Origin of the sequence: Rhizobacter sp. (assembly GCF_031412075.1) — a bacterium.
Lineage (GTDB): Bacteria > Pseudomonadota > Gammaproteobacteria > Burkholderiales > Burkholderiaceae_C > Rhizobacter.
In genome coordinates, this window is sequence record NZ_JANOCG010000245.1 from 1 (window position 1) to 7,765 (window position 7,765).

At 62.6% G+C, this 7,765-nt stretch carries 4 protein-coding genes; 2 read left to right on the forward strand and 2 right to left on the reverse strand.

Features of this window, described 5'->3' with window-relative positions; translation table 11 throughout:
• Positions 1–4,603, reverse strand: a 4,603-nt coding sequence (locus tag RMO40_RS08640; RefSeq protein WP_309719135.1) for an IPT/TIG domain-containing protein, incomplete at its 3' end; no start/stop codon positions are given.
• A 303-nt stretch (positions 4,604–4,906) separates the two neighbouring features.
• Between RMO40_RS08640 and RMO40_RS08645 the strand changes: the two genes are divergently transcribed.
• Positions 4,907–5,992 (forward strand): cytochrome c peroxidase, encoded by a 1,086-nt coding sequence (locus tag RMO40_RS08645; protein ID WP_309719137.1) that lies wholly within the window; start codon positions 4,907–4,909, stop codon positions 5,990–5,992.
• 189 nt (positions 5,993–6,181) lie between these two features.
• Here the strand turns inward: RMO40_RS08645 and RMO40_RS08650 are convergent, their stop codons facing one another.
• The gene (locus RMO40_RS08650) at positions 6,182–6,634 is read right to left on the reverse strand and encodes a hypothetical protein (protein ID WP_309719138.1); all 453 of its coding nucleotides are present in this window, start codon (positions 6,632–6,634) and stop codon (positions 6,182–6,184) included.
• 149 nt (positions 6,635–6,783) lie between these two features.
• Between RMO40_RS08650 and RMO40_RS08655 the strand changes: the two genes are divergently transcribed.
• Positions 6,784–7,440: an HAD family hydrolase gene (locus RMO40_RS08655; RefSeq protein ID WP_309719140.1), complete on the forward strand. Its 657-nt coding sequence runs from the start codon at positions 6,784–6,786 to the stop codon at positions 7,438–7,440.
• Positions 7,441–7,765 lie beyond the last annotated feature (325 nt).

The window sequence follows — 7,765 nt, forward strand, 5'->3', positions numbered from 1 at the left end:
GGGTGAGAGTGCCGTTGGCGTCGCTTGGGATAACCAGATCGCCGGAGAAGCGGGCGTCGCTCAACTGCGTGCCATCGGGGCGGTAGACGACCAGATTGCTATATGAGCCTGGGAATGTGGCTCCACTCCAGAGCAGCGACAGGTTCTGACCGGCAGTGCCGTTCAGGATATAGCGCGCGTTTTGGCCTACCCGGGAGGTGGCAAATGTCAGAGGCGCGCCGTTAGCGACGAGAGTACCTGCCACATCGTTGGACAAGGTGAGTGTGAGGTTGGCGGCCGGCAACTGCCACGAGTTGTCCAAACTCGGATTAACGCGCACGGTGTACTGCCCAACGACCGGCAGTGCAGGCAGGTTGCAATTCTGTCCCTCAGATCCGAAGCTGAAGCAGTCAACCAGCACTGTGCCGTTGGGGCGCAGCACTTGGATGGCAACGCTTTGTGCGCTTGGGGTGGTGCTCTGCTCGCTGATGCCCAGGCCGAGGCGTTGCCCAACAGTGCCACTAAATGCGTAATCGCCTTTCTGTCCAGCGGCGAGCGTGACCAGCGTGGGCGCGCCGTCGACCACGAGCGTGGCCGAGGCGTAGGACAGCAGTGACACGGTGACCTGTCCGGTGCTGGTGTCGAAGGGGTCAACGAAGACGGTGTAGGTGCCGGTGGTGGGCAGGTTGACGAGATCGAGGGTGCCGCTGCCATACGCGGAGGCCGGGTCGCCAGTGATGTTGGTGCCGCTCAACAGCCAGCCATCGGGACCGTAAACGTTGAGACGGCTCCACGTGCCCGGGAAGGTGGTGCCGCTCCACCGCAGCGACAGGTTCTGGCCGGCGGTACCGCTGAGGGAATAGCGCGCGTTCTGGCCTACGCGGGTCGTGGCGAAGGTGAAGGCCGCACCGTTGGGCAAGAGCGTGCCCGCCACATCGTTGGACAAAGTCAGCACAAGGTTGGCTGCCACCATGCCCTGCGGATTGACCCGCACGGTGTACTGACCGGCCACGGGCAGAGCCTCTAGGTTGCAATTTCCCCCGCCGGAGGAAAAGCCAGAACAGGAGGTCAACAGCGTGCGGTCAGGGCGGAACACGTCAATCCGTACCGAGCCTGCGCCGGGTGTCGTGCTCAGCGAACTGATGCCCAAGCCCAGGCGTTGCCCTGCGGTGCCATTGAAGACGTAATCGCCATTCTGTCCGGCGGTGAGTGCGACTGACGTGGGAGTGCCGTCAATGGCGAGCGTTGCTGATGCGTTGCTCAGCAGTGACATATTCACCTGACCTGTGCTGGTTCCACCGGGATCGACGAGGACGGTGTAAGCGCCCGTCACGGGCAGGTTGACGAGGTCGAGCGATCCGCTGGAGTAGGCGGGGGCGCTATTGAAGCCCGTGTTGATCAAGGAGCTGCCGTCTGGTCGGTAAACATACAGCCCGCCCGCGAATGTGGCACCACTCCACAGCAGCGTCAGGTTCTGGCCCGCGGTTCCGTTCACTGTGTAGCGCCCGTTCTGGCCCACGCGAGAGGTGGCGAAGGTTAGGGCCGTACCGTTGGGGACGATCGAGCCGGCCATGTCGTTGGACAAAGTCAGCGTGAGATTGGCCGCCACGGTGCTCAGTGGATTCACCCGAACGGTGTACTGACCGCTGACCGGCAGCGCGGCCAGTTTGCATTTGCCTCCGGCGGACGTGAAGTTGAGGCAGTCCGTGAGCAGCGTTCCATCGTTTCGCAGCACCTGAATGTTGACCAAGCCGGCGGTCGGGGTGGTGCTCAACGCACTGATGCCCAGCCCCAGACGTTGGCCTGCGGTGCCGGTGAAGCTGTAGTCGCCGTTCTGGCCGGCTGCGAGCGTGGCTTGCGTGGGTGTGCCGTCCACCGCCAGCGTGACCGAAGGGTTGGCCAGCAGTGACACGGTCACTTGGCCGGTGCTGGCTCCAGCGGGAGCGATGAACACGGTGTAGCTACCGGTCACAGACAGATTGATCAGGTCGATGGTGCCGCTGGAGTAACCAGGGTAGGTCGTTTCACTCGTGAAGTCAGCGCGGGTCAGTTCCGTGCCGTTGGGACGGTAGACATACAAGCGGGTCCAGGCGCCGGGGAAGGTGGCGCCGCTCCACAGCAGCGACATGTTCTGGCCCGCCGTGCCGTTGAAGGTGTAGCGCGCGTTCTGGCCCACACGGGCCGTAGCGAAAGTGAGCGCAGCGCCGTTGGGGACGAGATCGCCGGCCACATCGTTGGACAGAGTCAGTGTGAGATTGGCCGCCGCGGTTCCCTGTGGGTTGACCCGCAGGATGTACTGCCCGCTGACAGGCAGGGCCGGCAAGTTGCAACTGCCGGTGGATGTGAAGCTGGGGCAAGTCCAGAGGAGCGTGCCATCGGGCCGCAGCAACTGAATGTTGACCGTACCCCCTGGAGGGCTGGTGCTCACCGCACTGACACCCAGGCTCAGGCGCTGGCCCGTGCTGCCGGTGAAGGGGTAGTCGCCGTCCTGGCCAGCGGCCAGCGTAGCTGGTGTGGGAGCCCCATCGACTGCGAGCGCCACCGAGGCGTTGGCCAGCAGAGCCAGCTCCACCCGGCCGAGACTTTCGCCGACAGGATCGATGAAGACCGTGTAGGTGCCGGTGACGGGCAGATTGGCGAGGTCAAGGGTGCCGCTCACGCGGCCTTGATCCGTGTCCCCAGAGAAATAGGCATTGGACCACTCCGTGCCATCGGGGCGGTAGACGCGCAGATAGCTCCAGGTGCCCGGGAAGGTGACGCCGCTCCACAGCACCGACATGTTCTGGCCTGCCGTGCCGCTGAATGTGTAGCGCGCGTTTTGACCGACACGGGGGGTGGCGAAGGTAAGGGCCGAGCCGTTGGGCACAATGGTGCCGGCCAGGTCGTTGGACAGGGTGAGCGTGAGATTCGCGGCCACCGCGCCCTGTGGATCGACGCGCAAGGTGTACTGGCCACTGACCGGCAGGGCCTCCAAGTTGCAGTTTCCCCCGGCCGCGGTGAAGCTGGAGCAGTACGTCAGCACCGCCCCGTCGGGTCGAAGCACCTGGATGCTGACGGTACCGCCAGTTGGGGCGGTGCTCAACGCACTAACACCCAGACCCAGGCGCTGGCCGGTTGTGCCGGTGAAGGTGTAGTCGCCGTTCTGGCCAACGGCTAGCGCGATGGGCATCGAAGCGCCGTCCACGGTGAGCGCGACCGATGGATTGGTCAACGATGCCACCGCCACAGCCACTTGCCCGGTGCTGGTGCCGAATGGATCGACGAAGACGGTGTAGGTGCCGGTGGTCGGTAGGTTGACAAGGTCGAGCGAGCCGCTGACCCTCTCGTAGCCGGTGTCTGCGGAGAAAGCAGCGTTGCTCAGCTGCGTGCCGTCTGGCTGATAAACGTGCAAGAAGCTCCAGATACCCGCGAAGGTAGCCCCGCTCCACATCACCGACATGTTCTGCCCCGCCACGCCGCTGAAGGTGTAGCGCGCGTTCTGACCCACTCGGGCAGTGGCGAAGGTCTGTGCTGCCCCGTTGGACACCAGCGTGCCAGCCAGGTCGTTGGACAGCGTCATGCCGAAAGTTGCTGCAGCGCCGGTATTTGGAGTAACGAGCACGGTGTAGGTGCCCGAGGCCGTCAACACCGGCAGGTTGCAGCTGCCACCGGGTGCTGCAGACATCAAGCAAGTGGTGAGTTGCACGCCGTCGGGGCGATACACGTGAATGGTCACTCCTTGCCCACTGGGAGTGGTGGTCAGTGCACTGACTCCCAGTCCGATGCGGTTACCCATCGTTCCCGCAAATGCGAACAGTCCTTTGCGAGTCGTCGGAACGGCCATTGTCTGTTGCGAACCGTCGACGGCGATGTTTCCTGTGGCGCCGATTTGAGCAACCGTTGAACCTGCGGGGGGCACGAGAAGCGTCGTGGCGCCAATGCTGCTGCCATTGCGCGTCCCCACAGTCACCAGGCCGGAAGTAGCACCGGTGGGAACGGTGAAGGTGATCTGTGTCGAGGTAACGCTGAGAAGGGGTGCATTGACGCCATTGACTCGAACCCAGATAGCTGACCCCGTTCCGACGAAGCCGGAGCCCGTGAGGGTGACGGTGTCGCCGACGCCAGCCAGCGAGGCACTCATTGAGGTGATGACCGGCGAGGCGTTAGGCGTTGCTACGGTCACGACAAAGCTCTCGGCGCTGGTGGCCGTGCTTGCCGCAACCGTGACGGAGATCGCTCCCGTGGTGGCGCCAGCTGGAAGCACAACGGTGAGGCTGGAGCTGCTTGCAGAAATGACGCTTGCCGTGGTGCCGTTGAAACGCACTACGTTGGCGGCTGGGGTTACCGAGAACCCGCTGCCCGTGATCGTGACCTGCGTGCCCGTGGGCCCGGCGTTGGGGGAGAACTCGGCAATCGCCACCGTGCCAGCGCTCGGCCGCTGCACGGCGATGAGGTTGCCTGCCACGTCATACCGGTAATGGGCGCTTCCGGTGGGGGTCTGGACCTGGACCAGGCGCCCCGCCTCGTCATAGCCGTAGCTGATGTCTGCGGCGCTCAGATGTGCAGGGCAGGCAATCAGCGTTGCGAGCGCAAGCAGCCCATGAATCCACCGACGCATACGCAGCGTCATGCCGTACTTCGCCATGGGCGAGGCTCCTCCCTGAGTTGAGAAAGCCCGGGCTGTGCTGTCTCAGCGCGGGCTGCTCGGCCGGTCTTCCCCAGGTTTTGGGAGCCAGCTTGAATTGGTTCAATGTGCTTGCGCTTGACGAAAGCGCCGTGACGGTTGGGGTGCGTGCCATGGCCCGAATGGGCAGGTCTGGTGTGGTGCTGTGAATCGGGTCAAGGCTTGTCAGCCGGCCGGACTGTCACAGCCGATGCATGCGAGTCTGCTTTGATGGGGAAAACGGTTGAGCGCGCCATCACGGTTGTCGCCGAGGGAGGGGTACAAGTGAGCCATGGCCAGCATCTGCAGCGGCTTGTTGTGAGGTCGCTACGAGCGTGCCTCGTTGCTACCGCGGTCGCAACGGCCTTCGCGGCCGCTGCGGTCGAGCTACCTGAGCAAGGTGACGCGGTTCAGCGGCTCGGCGCCAAGCTCTTCTTTGATCGACGGCTCAGCGCGGACGGCAGCATCAGCTGCGCCAGCTGCCACATTCCCGAACAAGCGTTCTCGGATGGCAAGGCCACGGCCGAAGGGGTACGGGGGGCGAAGGGTTTTCGCAACACACCCTCACTCATCAATGTGAGTGCACAAGGGGCGCTGTTCTGGGATGGGCGGCGCGACACTCTGGAAAGTCAGGCAGCTGACCCGTTCATCAACGCGGCCGAGCATGGCTTGGGCTCTCATGCCGAACTGACTCAGCGCCTCCAAGCCGATCCGACGTACGAAGCGGCATTCAGGCAAGCCTTCGATCAGTCGGCCATTGAGACCTCGCGGGTGTTTGCGGCCCTGGCGGCGTTTCAGCGCAGCTTGCAGGCTGGTCGCAGTGCGTTTGAAGAGCACTTCGCAGGCGTTGAAACGTCTCGCCTCAGTGCGGCAGCGCAACGGGGCTACACGTTGTTTGTGGGTCGCGGCCGATGCAGCAGTTGCCACTTGGTTGAGAAACGCACGGCGCCCCTCACGGACGGGAAGTTCCATGCAATCGGGGTTGGCCTGGAAGAGGTGGCGGAACGGCTGCCGGCTCTCGTTCGTCGAGTCTCGCGCGAAACGCCTGAGACCTCGGTAGCGCTGCTCACCAGCGATCGGGATCTGGCCGCGCTAGGGCGCTTCGTGATCACGAAAGACCCGCGCGACATCGGCGCGTACCGAACGCCCAGCCTGTACAACGTAGCGGTGACGGCACCGTACATGCACGACGGTAGCGTGGCGACACTGGAAGACGCGGTTGCCCGCGAGGTTCATTACCGTGGACAGCAATCCGGGCGGGCGCTAGTTCTCACGGGCGCTGAGCGCGCGGAGTTGGTTGAGTTTTTGAAGGCGTTGACCAGTTCGGAACTACAGCAATTGGCTGAGCGCGCCAGGGGGCAAGCCCGGTAAGACGGCAAGAAATAGCGAGCTTCATAGTTCGACTTCGCTCGTAGGTGACCTGACGGAGTCAATCCGAAACGGCCAGCGGATTGAACCGGAATGAGTGGCGGGTTTGACTCGGAACGGGTGGCGCTTTTGGTCCGGAATACGCAGTGCGATCTGAACGCTTGAAAGTCACCACGATAGATACCCAGGGGGTTATGGAGCAGCGCCGATCAAGGTATTCGCATCGCACGAGAGAACGGTCGCGCTGTCTCCGCATGCTTTCGAAGCGGCCCCTAAACGCACGTTGTTGAGTTGCTCACTGTTGCTCTGGTTCGGCTCCAAAACCGTGAATCCAGCCCGGTTCAAGATGCGCCGCGCGCTTTCGATTGCCTTCTGGGACGGTGGTCTTGGTTCGACACGCTTGAGAGAAGGAACAGGGATTTCAAGCCAAGCACAGATGGTCTGAATGACACGCGGCCCCATATTTGGAGTAGCCACCGACAACTCTCCACTCGCTAGTGCAGCAAGGAGTTGTGGCCGACTGGTGTAGCCTAGGGTCAGGAGATCACGCCGTGCCTTGTACGCACCGAGACCTTCCAGCCAAGTTGAATCAATGTTTGCAAGTCTCGGATCGGACCCTCTTCGGCTTTTCAGTTCATGGATCATGCGCAGATTCTTCAAGTTCATTGCCCAGAGACCAATACCTCTGAAGAGGGTCCCCACGGCTGCATCAACGCGACACGAGTCAGCACTACTCGACCGGGACCTGCCGCGGCGGCTGGTTCTAGTCGATGTGAACGCTGAGAGACCTACTCTTGGCCGAGATTAAAACGGTGTTGTCCGCAGACTTGGTCGTGAGCCGCGTCAAAGCGGTAGTTTTCGATCTGTATGGAACGCTGCTCTCAATTGAGGAGCCTCGCCGTCCCTACCGGCAATTACTCGACCAGCTGCGCGAGGGCGGACGTGCGCCACGCACTGACGATGCAGCAACCATCATGACCGTCGACGCGGGACTGGCTGGTATGGCAGCAGCGCTTGGCGGCCAGCTTTCCGCCACACGGCTGGCGCAGCTGGAGACAGATCTTTTCGCCGAACTAGCTAGCGTGCGTGCATTTGACGACGCGGTTCCAACGCTCAGCGCACTTCGCGCGCGCGGGCTCAAGTTGGCCCTCTGCTCGAATTTGGCATCGCCGTACGCCGTACCCGCACGGCTCCTGCTGCCCCAGATGGACGTGTACGGCTTCAGCTTTGTAGCGGAAGCTGTGAAGCCGCAGGCGGCGTTCTATGCAGCCGTCTGCGCTGAGCTAGGGCTTCCGCCGGAGGATGTGCTCATGGTGGGCGACACGCTGGCAGCTGACGTCGAAGGTCCACTGGCTTATGGCATGCAGGCATGCCATCTAGTGCGGCATGGGGGGCTATCAACGGCCCGCTACTGCATCCGGTCGCTTAAGGAGCTGTTGCACGCCTCATGACACAGCCGACAGAACTGCGGCATGCACCCTGAAACTACCCACGAACTCTCTCACGATGGACGGCGGGGGAAGTAGCACTTTTGTCGCCATGCGGCACTAGCTGTGCGATTCCGTTCGCAGCCGTCGTCAACATCGACGTCCCTGCTTGAGTCAGCTCTATGCGGTGCACTTTGACGGCTGCCCCAACCTTGGACTCGACGATGGAGCGCAGGACAATGGTTTGGCTACGGGTTGAAGTGGTCATTTCGAATACCTCTCGGTGACGTACTTGGTGATTCCGTTGCACGCGACAATGATGGCCGCTTGAACATCAGCGCTCGCAAAA

Coding starts and splice junctions, on each gene's coding strand:
- RMO40_RS08650 (WP_309719138.1), bottom strand. CDS start 6,634: ATGATCCATGAACTGAAAAGCCGAAGAGGGTCCGATCCGAGACTTGCA.